The sequence below is a fragment of the Bacteroides sp. genome, from assembly GCF_028690125.1.
Taxonomy (GTDB): Bacteria; Bacteroidota; Bacteroidia; order Bacteroidales; family Bacteroidaceae; genus Bacteroides.
Window position 1 is genome coordinate 1 of the sequence record NZ_JAQVBV010000009.1, and the last position, 19,837, is coordinate 19,837.

The following is a 19,837-nucleotide window of genomic DNA, read 5'->3' on the forward strand; positions in this document are numbered from 1 at the left end:
ACTTCGCCCCAGAATTTAAATTTATCGCAATGGAATTTACAGGAAAAATTATCGCTATCCTCTCTCCAAGAGGTGGAGTTTCAAAGACTAGCGGAAACGAGTGGAAATCACAAGAGTATGTAATTGAGAACCATGACCAATATCCGCGCAAAATGTGCTTTGACGTTTTTGGCGAAGACAAAATCGAGCAGTTCAATATTCAGATGGGCGAAGAACTGACTGTATCATTCGATGTAGATGCCCGCCAATGGCAAGATAGATGGTTCAACAGTATCCGTGCATGGAAAGTTGAACGTGTTAGTGCGGGTGCAGCTATGGTCCCGGGAACTCCTGTTCCTCCTCCGCCACCTTCTGCAACTCCTGATTTTACTTCCGGAGATGCTAAAGACGATTTACCATTCTAACATAAAACTCGATTTTTGAATTTGTATATCATCAAAAACTTCCGGAGAAATAATCTTCCGGAAGTTTTTTTATCCGTCATTTTCTTTGCTGAATTTCTGATTACCTAAGTAATGATTAATAATTCGACTATTCGGCTTTATATTTTAGTACTATATTAGGATAAATTACTCCGTCTGCACAAGTAAATTGTACGAAGATCACAAAATTACTGAAAAAGTCGGAATTACGTGAAAAAAATTCCGGAACAAAACGATAATGTTTTTCAGGTTGCAAAAGCAATTTTTCAAAATCTGCCATCAACATAAAATGATATGAGTCAGACAACCCTCCCGTTCCGGCACGGTAACCCAATGCTCCACCTAATACTTCTCCTTTTTCCAGTTGCCGTATATAATGAGACAAACTATCTTCGTCGGGAGCAAAAAGCAAACGTCCGTTATAAAATGTTGCATAAACGTGTAACGGAGACTCTGAAAAGCCCGTCAATTGAGAAAATAACGTGGTAAGAGGTAGCCTGTAAACTGGATAAGCTTTGTCCGGAGTATAACAAAAAGAGAGACGGGTATTTCTTCGTTCTCCTTCTTCCAAAGGAGCTACTTCAACAAAGGAACGGAGCATTCTTTCAGCCTCTGTCACATCGGCAACGGAAAGCCCCATAACAGCCGCAGGGCCTAACAAGGAATCTTCCCGTTGAAAAAGGAGAGTCACCAAATCCTGCCCTGTATTCTCTATAAGAAAACGAGATAACTCTTTATCACGATCAAGTATTTCTCTAGTTCGTGAGGCTACAGCATATTCTTGTCTTTCACCATATGCTAATAAGGAACCCCAATCTGTTACGCCTTGTCTGCTTAGATAGAATGTAGTGGATGGTAAGGCATCGCCCGCAAATCCTTTTACAAGTTCCTGTTGGCGAAGTGCATTAATAAAAGTAAAGCAAGAATCTACATCATGACTAACACCGGAAAAATAGATAAAATCATCTTTCAGTTTCATATCGAATTCCGTCCATCCGATCATTCCCTCCAAATGAACATAAATTGTAGCTGTAGAAGCAGGCTTTCTTAGACCATTCAATTTTATAAATGTAGAATCAGAAGCCACTGAATTTCCAGTCTCACGAGTATCAATAACTTCTTCAATAAGTTTTTTCTGATAACTGAGAGCCAAAAAGTCCTGCGTCAGGTAACAAGCCAGAAAATTACCATCTGCCATTGGATAAATATATATATATTCTCCTTTATATTTAAATATTTTAAATGGATAGGCAGAAGAGAGATGCTTCTGAACAAACTTATCTACAAGCTCACGATCACCAGCCCCCAAACGGCAATAGAGTACTTGATTATAGTCATTATCCGGCTCATGGAAGCTGATCAACAATCGATTCATCTGTCGGCTCAACCCATGTGGAGCATCTTCCTGAAGGTTATAAAGATTATCTTTCAAAGAGGAAAATAGTTTGGATATATGCAGATAGTGTTGATTTTGACTGCAAGTCAATCCTTCGATTTCAGATATCAGCTCGGCAGCATTATCTGTTACAATGACAGCAGAGGCAGTAGACGGAATTAGAGTATAGAGATTGAAATCTTTTCGCTCATCGGCGGCCGATAATCTAAAAAAAGAGTACAAAGCGAATCCTGTGCACAAAAGTACCACAGAAGAGGTAATTGCAATTTTCACTATTGTACGAAGTTTCATAATATTGGTTGTTTATCGGCTAGGGACAAAAATAATAAATTCTACAAAGAAAACAAAACTTTTGCTAAAAAAAATCACTTGCAGTCAAAGATAGATTTCTTGTCCGTCAAACGCTAGGTGAATATTTTTAGGAAGCTCCCTCTCTACTTTCTCATGTAGCCCCATATCATGACTCATATGTATAAAGTAAGTCTCCTTTGCTCGAATACGCTGTGCATTTTTCAATGCCTCCTCTAGGTTTTGATGAGTAGGATGCGAAGCTATACGAAGCGCGTTCATTACCAAAACATCCACCCCTACTAATTGTTCATACGATTCTTCAGGCATAGTCAGCATATCTGTGATATATCCTACACGCCCGATACGATAACCCAGAATAGGCAAACGTCCATGCATTACACGCAGTGGAAGTACTTCTGCGTCATTAATCATAAAAGATTGTCCGGCAATAATTTCTTGTAAAGGTATATTGGGGATACCCGGATAGTTGTGATCTACAAAACAATAGGGCATACGCGAACGTAGTCCATCTGCCACATATTCTTCGGCGTAAATAGGTACTGCACCGAAACGGCAAAATGGACGCAAATCATCCAAACCGCCTACATGGTCATAGTGCTCATGGGTAATAAGTACTCCATCTATCTTTTCAAAAGGCAGATGCAATACTTGTGTTCTAAAATCAGGGCCACAATCGATGAGTATACGTGAATCATCCGTTTCGATAATTGCAGATGCACGCAAACGATTGTCTTTCGAATCAGCAGAAGTACAAACCGGACATATACAACCAATTTGAGGAACTCCAGTCGATGTTCCACTTCCAAGTATTCTTATTTTCATTTCTTAAATAAAGGACTAATAATCGATAATAGATCGTTATTATGCAACATCACAATATACTTAAATTATCCATTATCAATTATATAAACTTCCGGATTAATATCAATTCCAAACTTCTGAAAGACAGACGTACGTACCGCATCCGATAGTGCAATAATATCACTTCCTTTTGCACCTCCACGGTTTACAAGCACCAATGCCTGCTTATCATGTACGGCTGCCGGACCCAATGTTTTCCCTTTCCAACCACACTGATCGATCATCCATCCAGCCGGAATTTTCACCGAGCCATCATTCAGTTCGTAATAGGGTATTTGGGGGTATTCTTGCTGTAAAACTTCTAATTTTTCTCTCGAAACAATAGGATTCATAAAGAAGCTACCTGCATTTCCCATGACTTTCGGATCGGGAAGTTTGCTTTCACGAATGTTAATAATCACTTTACGGACTATAGCTAATGTAGGTTTGGAATATTTCTCAAGTTCCTGAAGTATAGTTCCATAATCCAAAGTATAGTATTCTTTTTTACTAAGGCGAAAATGTACATACGTCACAAAAACTGTTTTATTTTCTGTATGTTTAAAAACGCTATTACGGTAAGAATAGCCACATTCGTCTACTGAGTAAACGCGTTCCTGACCCTTAAAGTTCACTGTTTCTACTTCAGTAATCAAATCTTTTACCTCGACACCGTAAGCTCCAATATTTTGTACTGCACTTGCTCCTACTTCACCAGGTATGAGAGAAAGATTTTCTACTCCATACCATTCATTCTTCACGCACCAAGCTACAAAATCATCCCAAATGACACCTGCCCCAACTCTTACAGACACTGATTGTTCGGTCTCCTCTATAACCTCGATGCCTTCAATACGGGAATGCAGGACCAAACCGTCATAGTCTTTGGCAAATAACAGGTTACTTCCACCTCCAATATGCAAAAAAGGTGTCGTAACGGCACCTTGCACAATCAGTTGCTTCAATTCTCCGACTGAAGCATATTCCAAAAAACGGGTAGCTTTAACATCAATACCAAACGTATTGTGAGATAAAAGAGAATACATAACTAATCATTGTTTAATTAACATAATAATATCCTATCCATCAACACATCGAAGCTTTATTATATACTTGTATCTTCAAACTTATACAACTCCCAAGCTCCTCCTTTCCGACGGAAATAAAGGATATTCGAGAATCCATTTCCGTTACCTTTCAATGCAAGAATTTTTGTCGATGAATCATCATCATTCCGCTGTCCATAATTAATATTTGAAAGACGATCAGTTGGCAATACCGGTTTAAATGCAAACCATTGGTTCCGGTCGATCGTAGTTTCCAGAATAGAAAAGTCATCATCCGGATCAGAAGTGACAAAAACAAGTGGATCAAACACGCGCTGGCTCTGGAAAATACTATCAGATGCAAAACGTCCGAAAAATTCCACAAAATCTTCATTCTCACTCTGCTCTATAGAACGCAGGTTGATAGCTTCCAGTATCCATGCTCCTTTAATACGCTCGAAATAATACCTTTTCATCATTCGTTTTTTCACGAATATCCACTCCACTTGTACAGAAGTTAGTGAAGTATCGCCAACAAGGTCCATATCTTCTTCTCTATCAAACAGAAGCGTATAATAATGCTGTTTGGTAAATAAGTTATCATGCTTCCAAAAACGTTTTTCGATGTTTACTTTCTCATCCCCATTGTAATATGGCAATGGAAATCTAACACGCTGAAACTGCAAAGTATCATCGGAAGCAAAGTTATAAATAAAATCATCGAAAGATTCGTCCACTTCTGTCGGTTTCGGGTCTTCCGGCAATTTTTCCTGATGAATAGAGTCTTCCTTTTGTCGGATAGAATCCACTTCATGAGTAATAGATGCAAAAGGGTCGATGCTCGTTCTCTTGTTTCCACAGGAGCTTAAAAGTACGAGCATCATAACCCCCGCAATTAGTTTTTTCATTATTTTAGTTTTGCTCTTAATTTTTCAAGCATATCCACCGTCATACTTTCCAAATCATAAACCGGTTTCCACCCCCACTCTTCACGAGCACAGGTATCATCCAAACTATCCGGCCAACTATCAGCTATACGCTGTTTCAAGGGGTCAATATTATAAACCATCTCGAACTCAGGAATATGCTTTTTAATAGCCTGAAAAATCGTTTCGGGACCGAAACTCATGGAAGCGATATTGAAAGCATTACGGTGTATCAATTTTGCCGGATTTGCCTCCATCAACATGATAGCTGCATTCAAAGCATCAGGCATATACATCATATCCATTAATGTACCTTCTTTAACCGGACACACAAATTTCTCACCTTTTATGGCTGAGTAGTAGATATCTACCGCGTAATCAGTCGTGCCTCCACCCGGTGGAGTCACATTCGAGATAATGCCCGGAAAACGGACAGCACGAGTATCCACACCATATTTATTAAAATAATAGTCACTTAACAACTCGGTAGTCACTTTAGTAACACCATACATTGTGCGAGGACGTTGTATCGTATCCTGCGGAGTTTTTGTATGAGGTGTACTTGTACCAAATGAACCGATAGAGCTAGGAGTAAACACAGCACATCCTTGTTCGCGTGCTACTTCCAAAACATTCCACAATCCATCAATACCGATTTTCCAAGCCAATTTAGGCTTTGATTCAGCAACTACAGAAAGTAAAGCTGCCAAATTGTAAATCGTATCAATATGGTATTCCTTCACCACCGATTCAATCATCGCTCCGTCTGTTACGTCTACAATTGCAGACGGTCCTGACTCTTTTAATTCTCCCTTAGGTTCTGCACCAGGGATATAACCAGCTACAACGTTTGTATTTCCGTAACGCTTACGTAGTTCCATCGTCAGTTCGGATCCTATCTGTCCGGTAGCTCCAATTATCAAAATGTGTTTCATTTTTTCTTCTTACTAAAGATATTAAGCTAAATGGTGCGCAAAGTAAGCACTTTTTTTTCATATTTTCGTCAAGAAAACATTGTTATTCCAAGAAAAATAGTGTCCTTTGTATCATAACTTAATCACTCAAACACTATGTACGGTAAAATGCAAGAATATCTCAGCCAAACACTGGCTGAAATCAAAGAAGCCGGGCTTTATAAAGAAGAACGACTGATCGAAAGTGCGCAGCAAGCTGCCATTACTGTAAAAGGTAAAGAAGTACTAAACTTCTGCGCCAACAACTATTTAGGGCTTTCCAATCACCCTCGTTTGATTAAAGCTGCTCAGGAAATGATGGATCGTCGCGGATATGGTATGTCATCTGTTCGCTTTATTTGTGGAACTCAAGATATACACAAAGAGCTGGAAGCTGCTATTTCAGAATATTTCCAGACTGAAGATACAATTCTGTATGCTGCATGTTTCGATGCCAATGGTGGTGTGTTCGAACCTCTTCTCACAGAAGAGGATGCTATTATTTCAGACTCTCTAAATCATGCCTCCATTATTGATGGTGTACGTCTTTGCAAGGCTAAACGTTATCGTTATGCCAATGCCAATATGGACGAATTGGAAAAATGTCTGCAAGAAGCACAAGCTCAACGTTTCCGTATCGTCGTAACAGACGGCGTATTCTCTATGGATGGAAATGTAGCACCGATGGACCAGATTTGTGATTTAGCAGAGAAATATAACGCATTAGTAATGGTAGACGAATCTCACTCTGCAGGTGTGGTAGGAGCTACGGGACATGGTGTAAGTGAGTTATATAAAACTCATGGACGCGTAGATATTTATACCGGTACGCTAGGTAAGGCTTTTGGAGGCGCTTTAGGTGGATTCACTACCGGACGTAAAGAAATCATTGATTTGCTACGTCAGCGTAGCCGTCCTTATCTGTTCTCGAATTCGTTAGCTCCGGGTATTATCGGTGCAAGCCTTGAAGTGTTCAAAATGCTGAAAGAAAGCAATGCACTTCATGATAAATTGGTAGGAAATGTGAACTATTTCCGTGATAAGATGACTGCTGCCGGTTTCGATATCAAACCGACGCAAAGTGCTATATGCGCTGTTATGTTATATGATGCAAAATTATCACAGGTATATGCAGCACGTATGCAGGAAGAAGGCATATATGTGACAGGCTTCTACTATCCGGTTGTCCCTAAAGATCAAGCACGTATCCGCGTACAAATCTCTGCAGGACATGAGAAAGAACATTTAGACAAGTGTATCGCCGCCTTTATTAAAGTAGGTAAAGAACTCGGTGTACTAAAGTAAAAAACTTTTTTCATCTTCCATTGTTATTATATTCTACTTGTGGGATTATAACAATGGAAGAATTTATATAATCATGGAAGAACTAACACTTACAACACCTGCATTACTTTTTTCTGCAGTTTCACTGATTTTATTGGCATATACCAACCGTTTTTTATCTTATGCACAACTGGTTCGCCAACTACGCGACCGTTATATAGAAAATCCAACGGATATCACTGTTGCCCAAATAAAGAATCTTCGCAAAAGATTAAACCTAACCCGAACAATGCAGGAATTAGGTATTGCAAGTCTATTTCTTTGTGTTGTGAGTATGCTCCTTATCTATATTGGACTACAATTACTTTCAGTTTATGTATTCGGAGTTGCTCTGATTTTGCTGATTGGCTCTTTAGGTGTTTCTTTTCGCGAAATACAGATATCAACCCGGTCATTGGAGATTTACCTTGGAACGATGGAGAAGGGAGAGGATAAAATTAAGAAGTAGTTGTGCAAGGTAGAATTACACTAAAAACAACTGCCTTTTCCCGATTCGGATGTCAATTCAATGCTGCCCTTCAATTTACTGATAATATTCTGGCAAATAGACAGTCCTAAACCTGCTCCCTGAGAGAATTCATTTTGCTTATAAAATCGGCTGAAAATCATCTTTTGTTCTTCGTAAAGTATTCATCGACTGCTATCCTTTAAGTAGATAAACACTCCATTACTTTCCGACAAATAATGATAGCCCAATGTAATCGAACCTTCATTTGTGAATTTTCCTACATTATTCAAGAAATTAGTCAATACTTGCGTTAGACGTCACAAGTCTACTTCTACTTCAATTAAATAGCGTTTATCCTCATTCTTTGATAAATTTGAGACGTGAAGGAATCAGCATCTGTCACACGCGAAACTAAACTCTGGACATTTTCCTTACCATTTTGTCACTCTACTACTTACAGAAGAAGTGGTACTCTGTGCATACGTAATTGATATGGAACAGAACTGGACACAAAGAAAACATATTCTCATCATTACAGTCAATATTTCATCAGACACTAGACTAGCTAGCTGACGTTTTGTATGTGTTTAAATTATCACAGATTGACAAAGATAATTAAACATGAAAAAAAGCAAGAAATTATGGTAAAAAAAAGCTGCCCAAATCTTTATTTGAGCAGCTTTTATCATTTTTTATATCAAACGATTGCTTTCGCTTAACGTTGTCCCAGTTGTGAATCAATAAAGAAAATACCTGCATCACCTGCTTTTTTGATCTTATCTACAATATTTAGGGCAGTAGCTTCCTCTTCTACCTGCTCACGAACAAAGCCCCACAAAAAGTCCTGAGTAGCTTTATCCTTTTCTGCAGCAGCTAGATCTACCAGTTTATCCACTAATTCAGAAACATGACGTTCATGTTTATAAACATGCTCAAATACTTCCAAAGGAGTGCCCCAACCATTAGGAACAACATCTATCTTGTCTACTTTTGCAGTACCACCACGCTTTACAATATAATTAGCCATTGCACAAGCATGTTCAATCTCCTCAAAATATTGCTTCTTCATCCAATGTGCAAAACCACTAAAACCTTCTTTCTCCAAATAGAAAGACATCGCCAAATACAGATTTGCAGACCACATCTCAGCTATGACCTGCTCATTAATTGCATTTTGTAATTTTTCCGAAATCATAATTGTATTTTTATTATAAAGTTATAATGTAATTCCATAATAAACTTATTATATATATAACAAGAAATAAATCCAATTTGTTTCAGCAAAATTGTTTTTTTAAGCTACATTCACCTTTTATTTACACAAGTTCATCAGATGTATATCCTTTCGGGAGTTCCCGACAATTATAGCTGGAAGCCATTATTTCACCGTAAGCTCCGGCAGAGCGAAGAGCAATCAAGTCACCACGCTTCACTTTGTTCAAGTCTATCGCTTTACCGAAAACATCTGACGATTCACAGATCGGTCCCACCACATCGTAAGATTCAATCGAGCCTTCGGATGTAATATTCTCTATTTTATGATATGCTTGATATAAAGCAGGACGAATCAAGTCTGTCATACCTGCATCGAGAATGGCAAACTGTTTCTTTGTCCCTTGTTTTACATAAAGAACCTTAGAAATCAATGAACCGCATTGAGCGACTATAGCTCGTCCCAATTCAAAATGTAACGTTTGGTAAGGACGCAGTTTTAGTTGTCCGGCATAGGTGGCGAAATATTCCTTAAAATTAGGAATCGCCTGGCGATTAGGATGTGCATAGTCAATTCCTAATCCTCCACCTACATTTATATGCTCTACTAAAATGCGACGAGCTTCTAACTTATCCTGAAGCTCATTAACACGGTTACAAAGAGCAACAAAATCACCCATATCCAATATTTGTGAACCAATATGGAAATGCAAACCGATAAACTTAATATTTTTCATTTCCAGTGCTACGTCAATCACTTTATCCATATCCTGCATACTAATACCAAACTTATTTTCAGCAAGACCAGTAGTAATATTAGCATGAGTATGAGCACCTACATCGGGATTAATGCGGAAAGCTACATTAGCTACTTTATTCTGAGCAGCAGCCAATTCATTGATAATTTCAAGTTCAGGAATAGACTCAACGTTAAAGCAGAATATACCATATTCCAGCCCTAAATTAATTTCCCAATCAGCTTTGCCAACACCCGCAAAAACTACCTTGTTAGCCGGAAAACCGCCGCGAATAGCTGCACGGATTTCCCCACCACTTACACAATCAGCTCCCATCCCGCTTTCACGGATAATGGTAAGCACTTTTAAATTTGCATTTGCTTTAACAGCATAGTGAACTGCATAATTAGGATATTTGGCAATCTCATGGCTGATAGCAGACAACGTATCACGCAATACCTTTGTATCATAATAATAAAAAGGAGTTTGAATGGTACGAAATTTATCAATTGGAAATATTCCTTTCATAATTGGAAACTTGTTTAGTTAGTTAAAAAGAGCGCTTTTATCAGTATTGGTAAAAGCGCTCAGTATATTTTCAGTGGAATTATTTGTTATTGAATAGCATATCGCTCAACGACTGTAATGCCACCTTCTTATCACATTCTCGAATTAAGAAGGAAATATTGTAGTTACTTCCTCCAAACGAAATCATTCGTACCGGAATATCACGCATTGCATCAAGTGCTTTTGCTTCGAAACCGATATTTTCCCATTCCAAGTCACCGACTACGCAAATAATACACATATCCTTATCAACGGTTACTGTACCATATTTCTTCAAATCATCCAGAATCTCATTCAGATGCTTTGTATTATCTATGGTTACAGATACTCCCACCTCTGAGGTACAGATCATATCGATAGAAGTCTGGTAACTTTCGAAGATTTCGAAGACCTTACGCAAGAAACCATGAGCCAGCAACATACGACTTGACTTGATTTTGATAGCTGTAATATTTTCTTTGGCTGCAACTGCTTTGATTTTACCTTTTTCCGTATCGTTTGAAATCAAAGTTCCCGGAGCTTTCGGATCCATTGTATTGAGCAAACGTACAGGAATATTGGCATATTTAGCCGGCTGAATACAAGTCGGATGCAGGATTTTAGCACCGAAGTAAGCCAATTCAGCAGCTTCTTCAAATTGTAATTGACGAACCGGAGCAGTTTTATCAACGATACGTGGATCGTTATTGTGCATACCGTCAATATCAGTCCAAATCTGAATTTCAGAAGCATTTACTGCAGCACCGATCAGTGATGCTGTATAGTCGCTACCTCCACGTTGCAGATTATCAATCTCACCGTAAGCGTTACGACAAATAAAACCTTGTGTGATATAGATTTCAGCATCCGGATAAAGTTCAAGTTGAGCTTGCAACTTATCCTTGATATATACAGGATCAGGTTCTGCATTTTTATCAGTACGCATATATTCCAAAGCCGGAAGCAATACAGACTTCACGCCACATTCCTGCAGATAGAAGTTCACCATTGCCGTAGAAATCAACTCACCTTGTGCCAACACAACTTTCTCTTCGAACAAAGTAAAAAGATCTTTGGTATAAGAGCGGATGTAGTCGAAATGAGACTTGATGACTTCCAGACTTTTCTGTTTATACTCCTGAGTCGCGTAAAGTTCATCAATATGCTGTTTATACTTGACCTCCAGCTTATTGATAATCTCGTTGGCACCCTCCGGATTTTTCTTATACAGATAGTCCGAAATTTCCACCAATGTGTTTGTTGTCCCTGACATAGCAGAAAGAACAACAATCTTCTGTTCACCATCGGTAATCAATTTGGCTACTTCCTTCATCCGCTGAGCAGAACCTACGGAAGTTCCTCCAAACTTTAAAACTTTCATCTTCGTTACTGTTTTAATTATCTATATTTAAATCTATTTCTATTGTTTTCTGTCGGGATATATACTCGTCCGTTATATCTGTAATCTGATGTTCGGCACAACGATATACCCTGCCAGGATATTCTTTAAGTAATTGTAGATTGTGCGTGGTCATCACTACCGATGAACCGGACTTGCAAATATTATGCAACAATTCCACAATGGATTTACCCGTTTCTATATCCAGGTTTCCGGTCGGTTCATCTGCCAAAATGATTGCCGGAGAGTTAAGCACTGCACGAGCTATCACAATACGTTGTTGCTCACCACCCGACAACTCGTTCGGAAATTTGTAGCCTTTATTAGACATTCCAACCAATTGAAGTACTTCCTCAATACGTTCCTTGATCTCTTGCTTATTGTTCCAACCAGTAGCACGAAGTACAAACTCAAGATTATTATATACCGTACGATCCGTCAATAATTGAAAATCCTGAAATACAATTCCTAACTTACGACGTAACTGAGGTATATACTTACGTTTGATAGTCCGCATATTATAACCCAATACTTCCGCTTCGCCATCAACCACGTCCAATTCACCATACAAAGTTTTCAGCAGGCTCGTTTTTCCGGAACCTACTTTTCCAATCAGGTAAACAAACTCTCCTTTGTGCAACTCCAGATTGACATTACTCAGTACACAGAGTTCCTGTTGATGGATTTCTACGTTTTTATATTGAATTAGTGTTTCTTCCATGTACTGCTATGTCTTTCCTGTAACTCACGGGCAAGATTTTCAATACGATAGCCTTTTGAAGTTAGTAATACGATCATATGATAAATCAGGTCAGAGCCTTCATAAATCAAACGGTCGTCAGTACCATTGGTTGCTTCGATCACTGTCTCTACCGCTTCTTCACCTACTTTCTGTGCTATCTTATTGATTCCGGACTGGAAAAGGCTGGTAGTGTAGGAACCTTCAGGCATTTCTGCATGACGTTTGTCAATAAAATCTTGAAGAAGTTTCAGGAACATAACCGGTTCTTCATTCTTTTCACCCCAACAAGTATCTGTACCTGTATGGCAAACCGGACCTACAGGATTTACCTGAATCAACAATGTATCATTGTCACAATCGGCTTTGATAGAAACAACATTCAGAAAATTACCACTCTCTTCTCCTTTGGTCCACAAACGATTCTTGGTACGGCTAAAGAAAGTTACTTTTCCAGTTTCTACTGTTTTATCATACGCCTCTTTATTCATAAAGCCCAACATGAGAACTTTACATGTTTCATTGTCCTGTATGATAGCCGGAACAAGCCCGTCCATCTTATCAAAATCCAATTCCATCATTCCTATTTTTTCAGTTTACTATTTACAAATTACAAACTAAACAGTTCGCATTGGTATATTCTGTGTGCAAAGATACGATTTTAATTCGGGAATTTTAATTTCTCCGAAATGAAAAACACTGGCAGCCAATGCCGCATCTGCTTTTCCGAGTAAAAAAACATCACGGAAGTGTTCTTTCTGCCCTGCTCCTCCCGAAGCTATCACAGGGATTGAGAGTTGTTCCGCCAAAGAGGCAAGTGCTTCGTTAGCGTATCCGGTCTTTACTCCATCATGATTCATGCTCGTAAAAAGGACTTCTCCTGCACCACGTTCTTGAGCTTCTTTCGTCCATGACAGCAGTTTTTTATCAGTTTCAATACGTCCGCCATTCAGGTAACATTTCCATCCATTCTCAGTTTGTTTAGCATCTACTGCCAATACACAAACTTGTGAGCCAAAATGTTTTGCTATTTCATCTATCAACTGAGGATTTCGAATAGCAGAAGAATTGATTGATATTTTATCTGCTCCGGCATTCAGTAAACGGTCTACATCGCTTAGTTCATTAATTCCACCACCTACCGTAAACGGAATATTGATATTGGCAGCAATACGTTTCACCAATTCTGTAAATGTCTTACGTCCTTCATGACTGGCGGTAATGTCCAAAAAAACAAGTTCATCAGCTCCTTGTTCACTATAAACGCGTCCCAGTTCCACCGGATCACCTGCCTGCCGCAAATTGACAAAGTTAGTTCCCTTTACAGTTTGTCCGTCTTTAATATCAAGACATGGTATAATTCTTTTTGCTAACACAATATTATCTTATTTACTATTTGACAATTTATTCTAGTTATACAAAACCTTTTACTTTATCCGATCCACTATTACAAGAAAATCTGTAAATCTTTCAAAGTAATATGTCCTTCATAAAGCGCCTTACCAAAAATGACTCCAGGAATTCCGGCTTCATTCAAAGCTACAATATCATCAATTTTACTCACTCCACCACTCGCCATCAAATAAAGATTTGAAAATCTATCTATCATTTCTTTATATAAATTAATAGAAGGCCCCTTCAACATTCCATCACAACTAATATCGGTACAGATTACTTTTTGAATGCCTTTATTTATATAGTCTTCAAGGAAAGGAAAGAGTTCACAAGCACTTTCGTCTTTCCAACCATTAACGGCAATCTTATAATCTTTTACATCTGCTCCTAAAATAATTTTTTCGCTACCATAAACATCCAGCCAATGACAGAACAACGACGGATCTTTCACTGCAATACTACCTCCTGTCACCATCTGCGCACCACTTTCGAAAGCGATTCTCAAATCGTCATCGCTCTTTACTCCTCCTCCAAAATCTATCAGTAAAGAAGTATGGTTAGCTATCTTTTCCAAAACCCGATAATTGACTATATGATGAGAAGCAGCACCGTCCAAATCTACGACATGAAGTCTTTGAATTCCATGCGCTTCAAACTCTTTAGCTACTTCAACAGGATTTTCATTATAGACTTTCTTGCTATTATAGTCTCCTTGGGAAAGGCGTACACACTTTCCATCTATTATATCTATGGCAGGAATAATTTCTATCATCAGGCTATTTAGATTATTAGTTATTCAAATTTATTTTTTTTACCATCCAACATTACTTTATGCACCTCTTATTAAATGCCTAAAATAGTTTATATATAAACGATGAGAGAGTTTATGTATAAACGATGATGTAGTTTATGCATAAACAGCAACATCGTTTATTATAAATCCAAAAAGTTTCTTAGAATCCTCTCTCCTGTCTTTCCGCTCTTTTCCGGATGAAACTGGGTTGCATAAAAGTTATTTTTATGTAAAGCAGCACTAAACGAATGAATATAATCTGTTTCAGCAGCGGTAAACTCACAAATCGGAACATAGAAACTATGCACAAAATAAACAAATTCTTCTTCGGTAAATCCTTCAAATAGTTTGCTATTTACGTTATTAATGTTATTCCATCCCATATGTGGTACTTTTTCCTCATGTTTCTGAGGAATAAAACGCTTCACATCCACATCAAAGATATTCAGACAATCGACTTCTCCTTCTTCTGAATGGCGACACATCAACTGCATTCCCAAGCAAATACCAAACACAGGTTGGCGCAAATTTTTAATCAGTTGATCCAGTCCGGTTGCCTTCAAATGGTTCATAGTAGTCTCCGCCTCTCCTACTCCGGGAAAAATTACTTTATCGGCAGATTGAAGTTCTTCTTTATCAGCAGTAATTACTGCCTCAACCCCCAACCGCTTCAAAGCATAATCTACAGAACGGATATTTCCGGCATTGTATTTTACAACAGCTACTTTCATCAGCTAAATATTACAGTTTTATTCTTATAGGCCAGAATCTTACGTTCAATGTGCTTTTGTACTGCACGAGAAAGAACAATTTTCTCCAGATCTTTTCCTTTATTAACCAAATCTTCTACAGAATCCTTATGAGTAATACGAACTACATCCTGTTCAATTATCGGACCTGCATCAAGTTCTGTTGTTACATAATGACTAGTTGCACCAATAATCTTTACACCTCTTTCAAATGCTGCATGATAAGGCTTAGCTCCCACAAAAGCAGGAAGAAAAGAGTGATGTATATTAATAATCTTATTCGGATAAGTATTGATCATCTGCTCAGAAATCACCTGCATATAGCGTGCAAGAACGATAAAAGTAATATTATGCTTAGCCAGCAATTCAAGTTCTTTGCATTCCTGTTCTTCTTTTGTCTCCTTTGTGATAGGAAACAAATAGAAAGGTATACCAAAACGTTCGGCTACATGCTGCAAATCGGGATGATTGCTTATTATAAGAGGAATTTCCACATTCCATTCTCCGGCAGTATAACGCGCCAACATATCAAAAAGGCAATGTGACATTTTCGAAACGAAAATAGCCATACGCGGTTTCACGTCCGAGAAATAAAGACGAAAATCCATTTCATATTTTTGTGCATAAAGCGTTCTGAAATAATCTTCAATCTTCTCCTGTGGAACTAAGAACTCTTTCAATTCCCATTCAATACGCATAAAAAATATGTTCTCTACATGATCTACATATTGATCCAGATAGATAATATTTCCTTTGTTTACCGTAATAAAGTCTGTCACTTCCGCAAGTATTCCCGGTTTGTCGGGACAGTGTAATAACAGTTTGGCTGTAGTCATCATTCTTTTTACAAATTTACGATTCAAGGCAGAAAACTCTCCACCCTTGCAATTTTAGAGTGCAAAAATAACGATTTATTGCAAAATTACGAATTATTAAAGCAGAAAGTTTACATAAAAAGACGAAAATCGAACAGATAGAAAGAAAAGAGAAAACTTTTTATTGAATTCTTTCTATTATCACGTTTTTAGTTTTTCTTCCACTGTACCAATATACATTTTTCTATTGCTTTCATTAAGACATCCGCTTGAATCGGGCCCTCTATAAAATCCATACAAACGGCTTTCGTGCCAATTCTTTATTTTCTCCATAAGCATAAGCAAGTTGAATAATCACCGGAATATTTTTATACTTTCTATTAAGTTTTTAATACGGTAAAAACATCCATTTCTTGCATCTTAATATCTATCAATACCAAGTCTACCAATCATTTATTGATAATATCCAATCCTTCTTTTCCGTTCAAAAACCATAAAACCATAAAACACTTTTTTAATATACAACTCAACACTATAAATCAATAACGCTATCTTCAGCAATCGGAATTACAGGATGATCTGGATCTTCAACTAAGGATTCCTCTTACTCCTTACTCCACAAAACTGCCCAATGCCATAACATCTCCGTCCAATCGTTCAACTTCACAAGGTATTATAATTCCCGAACGATCACCTTATCCCTTCCTCTAATAATCTGAATACAATCTTCCTTTTCGATTCTTCTTCAATAACCTAACATATAGAAAACCCTAATCCAGTTCCTTGGGCAAATTTATCCCGCTTGTAAAAGTGATCAAAAATCATCTTCTGCTCTTCCACTGGAATGCCGATGCCAGTATCTTCTACATAAAGGCAAATTTCACCTTTATTCTTATTATATTTTACACCAAGCTTTGTATATCCGGAAGTAGTAAACTTAAACGGATTATTTTCAAAATTGACTAATACCTACTTCAATCCGGTACTATTAGTAGTAAGTATAATATCTTCAGATAATGTTTCTTTTATGAATGAGACTGAAGGAGACGCTGTCATTCTTAGTTATACGTAAATTTCATTGCTAATTTAACGAGGCAAATACAATCCCAAAAACAGAACTACCGATGAATCTAAACAAGATTTTTTTTCGAGAATAAAAATCTCATTATGAGCATTTAAGCTTACATTCTCATTTTTTCTCAAAAAAATATGTTCTCAATAGTTTGCAAGTTTATAAAAAACAGCTACCTTTGCACCCGCAATCGAGAGAGATGCAGATTAATAAAATAAAATTCTGGTGCGTTAGTTCAGTTGGTTAGAATACATGCCTGTCACGCATGGGGTCACGGGTTCGAGTCCCGTACGCACCGCTTCTTCTAATAGAAGGAACAGGGAATGAAAACTAGTTAATCTAAATAAAATTTGGTGTGTTAGTTCAGTTGGTTAGAATACATGCCTGTCACGCATGGGGTCACGGGTTCGAGTCCCGTACACACCGCAAAAGCAAATAGTAAATTAAAGAAAAGTTCTGAAATCCTTAAATTTCAGAACTTTTTTTATCTTCCCCCATTCCGATAGAAGTAAGAATCTAACACATTTCGAAACTCTGCCATCATTACTTTAAAAACAATGCCATCATAATGATAAAGTGTTATATCATGATGGTAACATTTAAACTAACATAGCAGATCAAACACATTTAATAGTTACGCATTACCTCTTTAAAATACCATTGTATCTTTCCAAAATTCTCCAATGATATATATTCATTCTCATTATGACTTACAATCTGATATTTATAAGAATCGGTGCCTCCTATTGTAATATAAGAAGTTATTATTGTAACAGGATATATTTCAGCTAACTCTTCTTTTATAATCTGAAAGCCTCTCACGTTTTCAGGAGAAATACCGGAAGGCTCACGTTGTGATATTACATCTATAGAGACATCATAACCTTCGCATATTTTCTTTACGTGCTCCATAACTCCAGCAATTAAATCACCAGACAGAATCCGAAAGTTCACTCTAACTTCAGCTTCTGAAGTAAGCACATTAAGAGCATCACTTCCTTTAGCCATAGTCACAGCTTTTGTTGTACGAACTAATACATTGGATGCAGAAAACTTTTCCATTACCTTATTATTGTGAAATTATAACTGACTTCCATGCATTTACATATATCACAAAAGCAAGATCGCTAAAAATGTTAAATCGGTATAACTCTTCAAAAGGAGCTATGTCAGAAGTCTATAATCACTATCTTCTAGACTTTTGACATACTCCCTTTTCTATTCTACCATTTTAACAGATCTATTCAATAACAAAATCCTCTGATTTAAAATTACCGTAAAACCGTCCAGATGTAGCATTAAATTTCAAGACACAATAATCAGGATCCGTTACACCTTCTTTATAATACATCGTGTCTCCTTCTTGCCAGATCATTTCTTTACTTGCACTATCAGTCAATACTTCCATTGTTCCGCACAGCATTACTCCCTTAAAAAATCTTGCATCACAAAAGTAAATACAAGCACGATTGTTCATTGTAAACTGCGTCGCCCTCATTGAAGAAGTATTGGTAGTGAAATAAAATGTTTTTATCCCAACTCTTTTTCGTGGCTGCAACATTGCTTTAATATTTGGGCAACCCGTTACATCAACAGAACCGACAAAAGCAGTTTTCTGCTTATCAATCATATTTCCAATTGTTTTTTCTACATCTCTCATTATTACATAATTTTTTAATGTGATTAGCTGAGTGCAAAAATAGGAATACAAAAGAATATCGATGTAATAAAAACTATGGTAGAAATAGCACTTTTTACGGTTTATGAATATTACGATAGCTTGATGGCGTTTCTCCTGTATATTGCCGGAAACACCTGGTAAAATAAGAAACTGATGAAAAATGAAGGTAATAAGCTATCTCCAATATAGATAAATTCGTATAAACAAGTATTTTTTTTGCTTCATCCATCACCTTATTTTGAATATATTGTTTGGCACTAACACCCAAAGCTAAGTTTGCAATCTCATTTAGGTAATTAGGAGTGATGCACAGTTTATCCGCATAATAACGAACAGAATGTTGCTCTTCTAAATAAAGTCCAACTAATTCAACAAATTTGTTTGCATGAGTCTGATTCATCTCCTTATTTTCACTTTTAGTCTGAATATCACAAAGATAAGCCCGGTCCAACAACATAAGTACTTCATAAAGCAATGCTCTCAACACTTCTACACCACTTTGTTTGTATGAATTTATCTCTATTTTGATATGATGCAGAACTTGAATTATACGAATGTAAAGTTCGCTAGATAGACACAATTGAGCAGATACTTTTCCAGAACAGAAAAAAGAAAGGTGTTGCACAAACAAAGCATCTTTAAACAGAGAAGATAAAAATCCATCTTCAAAAATTAGCGCATAACCATTTACAATGTGATTGGTATCCCAATTTCGAATTTCACCAGGTCTTGAAAAGAAAACATCATAAGGCTTTGCTATATAAAATTGATTATCGATTGAAAAATTTCCTCCCCCTTCTGTTATGAAAGTAATGTCATAGTAGGTTAATGTATGAGTGGGATTCTTAGTCAAGAACTTTTTTATATTCTTTAGCTCAATTACATCAACCAATAGTTCACTTCCATATTTATATTTATAGAATTTAAATTGTGGAATTATTTTTTTCATTCATACATTTTATAAAATACAACCCGACACAAAGATATCAAAATTCATTAAATCAGAAAAAAT

General features: G+C 37.2%; 20 protein-coding genes, 2 tRNA genes and 2 pseudogenes. 5 read left to right on the plus strand and 19 right to left on the minus strand.

Annotated features, from left to right (window positions below; genetic code table 11):
- Positions 1-29 precede the first annotated feature (29 nt).
- On the plus strand, positions 30-404 hold the full coding sequence (locus tag PHO71_RS07815) for a DUF3127 domain-containing protein (protein WP_300201633.1): 375 nt from the start codon (positions 30-32) through the stop codon (positions 402-404).
- A 127-nt stretch (positions 405-531) separates the two neighbouring features.
- Here the strand turns inward: PHO71_RS07815 and PHO71_RS07820 are convergent, their stop codons facing one another.
- From PHO71_RS07820 to PHO71_RS07840, 5 genes are all read right to left on the minus strand, one after another.
- Positions 532-2,109 (minus strand): DUF3352 domain-containing protein, encoded by a 1,578-nt coding sequence (locus tag PHO71_RS07820; RefSeq protein ID WP_300201335.1) that lies wholly within the window; start codon positions 2,107-2,109, stop codon positions 532-534.
- Between the two features lie 84 nt (positions 2,110-2,193).
- Positions 2,194-2,952, minus strand: coding sequence for an MBL fold metallo-hydrolase (locus PHO71_RS07825; RefSeq protein WP_300201338.1), 759 nt, complete (start codon positions 2,950-2,952; stop codon positions 2,194-2,196).
- Positions 2,953-3,017: 65 nt separating this feature from the next.
- On the minus strand, positions 3,018-4,016 hold the full coding sequence (gene murB, locus PHO71_RS07830) for a UDP-N-acetylmuramate dehydrogenase (RefSeq protein WP_300201341.1): 999 nt from the start codon (positions 4,014-4,016) through the stop codon (positions 3,018-3,020).
- A gap of 59 nt (positions 4,017-4,075) precedes the next feature.
- On the minus strand, positions 4,076-4,924 hold the full coding sequence (locus tag PHO71_RS07835) for a DUF4348 domain-containing protein (RefSeq protein ID WP_300201344.1): 849 nt from the start codon (positions 4,922-4,924) through the stop codon (positions 4,076-4,078).
- Entirely contained in the window at positions 4,924-5,877 is a 954-nt protein-coding gene (locus PHO71_RS07840; protein WP_300201347.1) for an NAD-dependent epimerase/dehydratase family protein, read from the minus strand. Before PHO71_RS07840 ends, PHO71_RS07835 begins: the two co-directional genes overlap by 1 nt.
- A 135-nt stretch (positions 5,878-6,012) precedes the next feature.
- Between PHO71_RS07840 and kbl the strand changes: the two genes are divergently transcribed.
- Both kbl and PHO71_RS07850 read left to right on the plus strand, forming a co-directional pair.
- Positions 6,013-7,200 carry a glycine C-acetyltransferase gene (gene kbl, locus PHO71_RS07845; protein WP_300201349.1) on the plus strand — a complete coding sequence of 396 codons (1,188 nt, stop codon included), beginning with the start codon at positions 6,013-6,015 and terminating at the stop codon, positions 7,198-7,200.
- Positions 7,201-7,273: 73 nt separating this feature from the next.
- On the plus strand, positions 7,274-7,687 hold the full coding sequence (locus PHO71_RS07850) for a DUF2721 domain-containing protein (RefSeq protein WP_300201352.1): 414 nt from the start codon (positions 7,274-7,276) through the stop codon (positions 7,685-7,687).
- Between the two features lie 20 nt (positions 7,688-7,707).
- Here the strand turns inward: PHO71_RS07850 and PHO71_RS07855 are convergent, their stop codons facing one another.
- From PHO71_RS07855 to PHO71_RS07905, 11 genes and pseudogenes are all read right to left on the minus strand, one after another.
- A complete protein-coding gene (locus tag PHO71_RS07855; protein WP_300201355.1) occupies positions 7,708-7,848 on the minus strand; it encodes an ATP-binding protein in 141 nt (46 codons plus the stop codon).
- 554 nt (positions 7,849-8,402) lie between these two features.
- Positions 8,403-8,882, minus strand: a complete 480-nt coding sequence (locus tag PHO71_RS07860) for a ferritin (protein ID WP_300201358.1) — start codon at positions 8,880-8,882, stop codon at positions 8,403-8,405.
- Between the two features lie 121 nt (positions 8,883-9,003).
- Positions 9,004-10,164 carry a diaminopimelate decarboxylase gene (gene lysA, locus PHO71_RS07865; protein WP_300201360.1) on the minus strand — a complete coding sequence of 387 codons (1,161 nt, stop codon included), beginning with the start codon at positions 10,162-10,164 and terminating at the stop codon, positions 9,004-9,006.
- A gap of 79 nt (positions 10,165-10,243) precedes the next feature.
- Positions 10,244-11,563 (minus strand): aspartate kinase, encoded by a 1,320-nt coding sequence (locus PHO71_RS07870; protein WP_300201363.1) that lies wholly within the window; start codon positions 11,561-11,563, stop codon positions 10,244-10,246.
- A 13-nt stretch (positions 11,564-11,576) separates the two neighbouring features.
- Positions 11,577-12,302 carry a cell division ATP-binding protein FtsE gene (locus PHO71_RS07875; protein ID WP_300201366.1) on the minus strand — a complete coding sequence of 242 codons (726 nt, stop codon included), beginning with the start codon at positions 12,300-12,302 and terminating at the stop codon, positions 11,577-11,579.
- The gene (hisIE, locus tag PHO71_RS07880; RefSeq protein WP_300201636.1) at positions 12,287-12,898 is read right to left on the minus strand and encodes a bifunctional phosphoribosyl-AMP cyclohydrolase/phosphoribosyl-ATP diphosphatase HisIE; all 612 of its coding nucleotides are present in this window, start codon (positions 12,896-12,898) and stop codon (positions 12,287-12,289) included. Before hisIE ends, PHO71_RS07875 begins: the two co-directional genes overlap by 16 nt.
- A gap of 39 nt (positions 12,899-12,937) precedes the next feature.
- Positions 12,938-13,696, minus strand: coding sequence for an imidazole glycerol phosphate synthase subunit HisF (gene hisF, locus PHO71_RS07885; protein ID WP_300201369.1), 759 nt, complete (start codon positions 13,694-13,696; stop codon positions 12,938-12,940).
- Between the two features lie 71 nt (positions 13,697-13,767).
- On the minus strand, positions 13,768-14,487 hold the full coding sequence (gene hisA, locus PHO71_RS07890; protein ID WP_300201371.1) for a 1-(5-phosphoribosyl)-5-[(5-phosphoribosylamino)methylideneamino]imidazole-4-carboxamide isomerase: 720 nt from the start codon (positions 14,485-14,487) through the stop codon (positions 13,768-13,770).
- A gap of 161 nt (positions 14,488-14,648) precedes the next feature.
- Complete coding sequence (gene hisH / locus PHO71_RS07895; protein WP_300201374.1) at positions 14,649-15,239, minus strand: imidazole glycerol phosphate synthase subunit HisH; 591 nt, start codon at positions 15,237-15,239, stop codon at positions 14,649-14,651.
- Positions 15,239-16,096, minus strand: coding sequence for a formyltetrahydrofolate deformylase (gene purU / locus PHO71_RS07900; RefSeq protein ID WP_300201377.1), 858 nt, complete (start codon positions 16,094-16,096; stop codon positions 15,239-15,241). The genes hisH and purU overlap by 1 nt, the downstream gene beginning before the upstream one ends.
- A 729-nt stretch (positions 16,097-16,825) precedes the next feature.
- Positions 16,826-17,026: pseudogene (locus PHO71_RS07905) on the minus strand (sensor histidine kinase); the annotation flags it as partial.
- 342 nt (positions 17,027-17,368) lie between these two features.
- Here PHO71_RS07905 and PHO71_RS07910 point away from each other — a divergent pair.
- Positions 17,369-17,442 (plus strand) — tRNA-Asp (locus PHO71_RS07910).
- 54 nt (positions 17,443-17,496) lie between these two features.
- Positions 17,497-17,570, plus strand: a tRNA-Asp gene (locus PHO71_RS07915).
- A 201-nt stretch (positions 17,571-17,771) separates the two neighbouring features.
- Here the strand turns inward: PHO71_RS07915 and PHO71_RS07920 are convergent.
- The 3 genes and pseudogenes from PHO71_RS07920 to PHO71_RS07930 form a co-directional block, all read right to left on the minus strand.
- Positions 17,772-18,212: pseudogene (locus PHO71_RS07920) on the minus strand (peptidase); the annotation flags it as partial.
- 172 nt (positions 18,213-18,384) lie between these two features.
- Complete coding sequence (locus tag PHO71_RS07925; protein WP_300201382.1) at positions 18,385-18,804, minus strand: pyridoxamine 5'-phosphate oxidase family protein; 420 nt, start codon at positions 18,802-18,804, stop codon at positions 18,385-18,387.
- 94 nt (positions 18,805-18,898) lie between these two features.
- Positions 18,899-19,774 (minus strand): helix-turn-helix domain-containing protein, encoded by an 876-nt coding sequence (locus PHO71_RS07930; RefSeq protein WP_300201385.1) that lies wholly within the window; start codon positions 19,772-19,774, stop codon positions 18,899-18,901.
- Positions 19,775-19,837: the final 63 nt, after the last annotated feature.

Bases quoted from the DNA above. Each gene is read 5' to 3' on its own strand.
- PHO71_RS07815 (WP_300201633.1), top strand. From the start codon at position 30: ATGGAATTTACAGGAAAAATTATCGCTATCCTCTCTCCAAGAGGTGGA.
- PHO71_RS07820 (WP_300201335.1), bottom strand. From the start codon at position 2,109: ATGAAACTTCGTACAATAGTGAAAATTGCAATTACCTCTTCTGTGGTA.
- PHO71_RS07825 (WP_300201338.1), bottom strand. From the start codon at position 2,952: ATGAAAATAAGAATACTTGGAAGTGGAACATCGACTGGAGTTCCTCAA.
- murB (WP_300201341.1), bottom strand. From the start codon at position 4,016: ATGTATTCTCTTTTATCTCACAATACGTTTGGTATTGATGTTAAAGCT.
- PHO71_RS07835 (WP_300201344.1), bottom strand. From the start codon at position 4,924: ATGAAAAAACTAATTGCGGGGGTTATGATGCTCGTACTTTTAAGCTCC.
- PHO71_RS07840 (WP_300201347.1), bottom strand. From the start codon at position 5,877: ATGAAACACATTTTGATAATTGGAGCTACCGGACAGATAGGATCCGAA.
- kbl (WP_300201349.1), top strand. From the start codon at position 6,013: ATGTACGGTAAAATGCAAGAATATCTCAGCCAAACACTGGCTGAAATC.
- PHO71_RS07850 (WP_300201352.1), top strand. From the start codon at position 7,274: ATGGAAGAACTAACACTTACAACACCTGCATTACTTTTTTCTGCAGTT.
- PHO71_RS07855 (WP_300201355.1), bottom strand. From the start codon at position 7,848: ATGATTTTCAGCCGATTTTATAAGCAAAATGAATTCTCTCAGGGAGCA.
- PHO71_RS07860 (WP_300201358.1), bottom strand. From the start codon at position 8,882: ATGATTTCGGAAAAATTACAAAATGCAATTAATGAGCAGGTCATAGCT.
- lysA (WP_300201360.1), bottom strand. From the start codon at position 10,164: ATGAAAGGAATATTTCCAATTGATAAATTTCGTACCATTCAAACTCCT.
- PHO71_RS07870 (WP_300201363.1), bottom strand. From the start codon at position 11,563: ATGAAAGTTTTAAAGTTTGGAGGAACTTCCGTAGGTTCTGCTCAGCGG.
- PHO71_RS07875 (WP_300201366.1), bottom strand. From the start codon at position 12,302: ATGGAAGAAACACTAATTCAATATAAAAACGTAGAAATCCATCAACAG.
- hisIE (WP_300201636.1), bottom strand. From the start codon at position 12,898: ATGGAATTGGATTTTGATAAGATGGACGGGCTTGTTCCGGCTATCATA.
- hisA (WP_300201371.1), bottom strand. From the start codon at position 14,487: ATGATAGAAATTATTCCTGCCATAGATATAATAGATGGAAAGTGTGTA.
- hisH (WP_300201374.1), bottom strand. From the start codon at position 15,239: ATGAAAGTAGCTGTTGTAAAATACAATGCCGGAAATATCCGTTCTGTA.
- purU (WP_300201377.1), bottom strand. From the start codon at position 16,096: ATGATGACTACAGCCAAACTGTTATTACACTGTCCCGACAAACCGGGA.
- PHO71_RS07925 (WP_300201382.1), bottom strand. From the start codon at position 18,804: ATGAGAGATGTAGAAAAAACAATTGGAAATATGATTGATAAGCAGAAA.
- PHO71_RS07930 (WP_300201385.1), bottom strand. From the start codon at position 19,774: ATGAAAAAAATAATTCCACAATTTAAATTCTATAAATATAAATATGGA.